We start from the raw sequence: 1724 nt of genomic DNA, 5'->3' as shown, positions 1-1724 counted from the left end.
AAGGCCGACATCGATCGCCCACTCCTGGTCGGATGTGAGATACCGCACGCTGACGTCGTCGGCCGGCCCTGCCTGAGCCAGCGCCGCCCACATGAGCCGCTGGGCGATCGACCGGTTCGTCGCGGCCAGCAATCCGACCGAAGAGCCGTCGAGATAGGCGTAGCCGGAGCCGGTGAACAGGTCGCACACCAGCAGAAGTCCATAGTCGCTCAGTATCGGGTGGTCCGGACGGTGAGTGGCGCCACGTACCTGCCGGTCCACGGAGTCGACGAGGTCGAGGTCGGCCTCTGTCGCCACACGCACGCCGTCGATCTGGGGTATGACGCTGTGATCGACCGTGCCGACGAGCTTCAACGTGGGGTGCAGAGTGAAGCCCGCGTTGCGGTACCGGCGCAACGCCCACGGGTTCGGCAGCGCACAGAGCATGCCGCGCAGGCAGCCCTGGCCGTAGCCGACAGCGGCCTCCAGCAGTGCCTTGCCGGCACCTCGTCCTTGATGACTTGGGGCGACCGCGTAGGTGGACAGCACCCAGAGCAGATCACGGCGTAGCGACGCCGCGATACCGATCACGCCGTCGTCGTCGGCCACCCAGCATCCGCCTGGATCTGTGCCGAGCACGTGCCGGAGCCGATCCATCCAGCGCTCTCTGGCCTGCGGTGAGCGGCCCGCGCGTAGGCCGTCCTGCCCGGACGGTGGCTGCTCGGCTTGTGGGGACTCAGTGGTCGAGAACGTGCCGCCCGCGGTTGTCGGCACGGCCGTGGAGGCGGTGCCGAAGGCGTGCGCGGTGATCTGCTCCGCGACGACGACGTCTTCGGGCCGCATCGGCCGTATCCGCATGTCGAACCTCCGGTCCGCGTGGCCGCTTGGGACGACGTGCCGGCGTCCGTCCTTGCGGGCGACCGGCAGCGCCTGCGTGTTCGATGCTTCCACACCGAGACCGCGTGCCGGCGGCGGCCCATCCGCAGCGGCCTGCGACGGTGCCGTCCGGGCAGCGATCTGACAGACTCGGCGCCATGCGGATCCTCGTTGCCCCTGACAAGTTCGCCGGAACGCTGACCGCGGTCGAGGCCGCGGAGGCGATCGCTGACGGATGGCGCCGCACCGCCCCGGACGCGGAGGTGGTGCCGGTTCCGATGGCCGACGGCGGTCCCGGATTCGTTGACGTCCTGCATGCGAGCCTCGGCGGCCAGCTGCTCGCCGTCACGGTGCATGGTCCGCTGGAAGAGACCGTGCCCGCCACGTTCCTGCTGGTGGACGACGTCGCCTACATCGAGTCGGCACAGGCGTGCGGGCTGGCGTTGTTGCCGCTGGACTCCGATGGGCGAAGGCCGGCATCGGGTGCGGTCATGGGCGCGTCCACCTATGGCGTCGGCGAGTTGATCGCGTCGGCCGTCGACGCTGGTGCACGGCGGGTCGTCGTCGGGCTCGGCGGCTCCGGAACGAACGACGGGGGAGCGGGCCTGCTCGCGGCGCTGGGCGCCACGTCGGAACCGGATGGCGCGCTGACCGGCGGTCCGGCAGATCTGGCCACGTTGTCCCGCGTGGACCTGGCCGCGGCTCGCGAGAAGGTGGCGGGTGTCGAGTTGGTCGCCGCGTCGGACGTCGACAACCCGCTGCTCGGGTTGCGCGGCGCGACCAATGTCTTCGGTGAGCAGAAGGGGCTGGTCGAGGAAGAATCGAAGCTGGCGGCTGATGCTGCGCTGACCAGGTTCGCGGAGATGGCC

2 protein-coding genes are annotated in these 1724 nt (G+C 70.2%); one reads left to right on the top strand and one right to left on the bottom strand.

Annotation, left to right across the window (positions count from 1 at the left end; all coding sequences use genetic code 11):
* Positions 1-930, bottom strand: a 930-nt coding sequence (locus tag ELR45_RS27585) for a GNAT family N-acetyltransferase (RefSeq protein WP_205857381.1), incomplete at its 3' end; no start/stop codon positions are given.
* A gap of 83 nt (positions 931-1013) precedes the next feature.
* Between ELR45_RS27585 and ELR45_RS27580 the strand changes: the two genes are divergently transcribed.
* A partial coding sequence (locus ELR45_RS27580; RefSeq protein ID WP_205857380.1) for a glycerate kinase family protein occupies positions 1014-1724 on the top strand: 711 nt, incomplete at its 3' end.

This window comes from Phytoactinopolyspora endophytica (assembly GCF_004138495.1).
GTDB classification, from domain to species: domain Bacteria; phylum Actinomycetota; class Actinomycetes; order Jiangellales; family Jiangellaceae; genus Phytoactinopolyspora; species Phytoactinopolyspora endophytica.
Note: the sequence above shows the minus strand (reverse complement) of the source record. Positions and strands in the feature narration are given on the sequence as shown.